The 497-nt window shown below is 47.7% G+C and carries 2 tRNA genes and 1 rRNA gene; all 3 read left to right on the top strand.

Going from position 1 to position 497, the window contains the following annotated elements:
• Window positions 1–50 precede the first annotated feature (50 nt).
• The 3 genes from AB4558_RS21890 (at window position 51) to AB4558_RS21880 (ending at window position 391) form a co-directional block, all read left to right on the top strand.
• Window positions 51–127, top strand: a tRNA-Thr gene (locus AB4558_RS21890).
• Between the two features lie 41 nt (window positions 128–168).
• Window positions 169–284, top strand: a 5S ribosomal RNA gene (gene rrf / locus AB4558_RS21885).
• A gap of 30 nt (window positions 285–314) precedes the next feature.
• Window positions 315–391 (top strand) — tRNA-Asp (locus AB4558_RS21880).
• Window positions 392–497 lie beyond the last annotated feature (106 nt).

Raw genomic sequence — 497 nt, 5'->3', positions numbered from 1 at the left:
CATCGCCAGGCTTTAAATTTTTAGAGTCGTTTTTAAACGGTTCTTGAATTGCTGATATAGCTCAGCCCGGTAGAGCGCACCCTTGGTAAGGGTGAGGTCCCCAGTTCGAGTCTGGGTATCAGCACCATATTTAGTTGATTTGATTATTCAAGTTAACAACAGAATTTGTTTGACGACCATAGCATTGTGGACCCACCTGATTCCATGCCGAACTCAGAAGTGAAACACAATAGCGCCGATGGTAGTGTGGGGCTTCCCCATGTGAGAGTAGGACATCGTCAGGCTCAAATTGCTTTATGCTGAATAGACACTGCGGAGTGGTAGTTCAGTTGGTTAGAATACCGGCCTGTCACGCCGGGGGTCGCGGGTTCGAGTCCCGTCCACTCCGCCACTTATTAGAAAGCCTAGTCTTATGACTAGGCTTTCGTCGTTTCTGGCTATCGATAATTTGGTCTCCGACGAATGAGTGTCGTCACCTGATACCAATCCGGAAAATT

This window comes from Vibrio sp. 10N.222.51.C5, from assembly GCF_041474575.1.
GTDB lineage: Bacteria > Pseudomonadota > Gammaproteobacteria > Enterobacterales > Vibrionaceae > Vibrio > Vibrio crassostreae_C.
The sequence above is the reverse complement of the archived record's forward strand: the minus strand, read 5'-3'. Positions and strand labels throughout refer to the sequence as shown.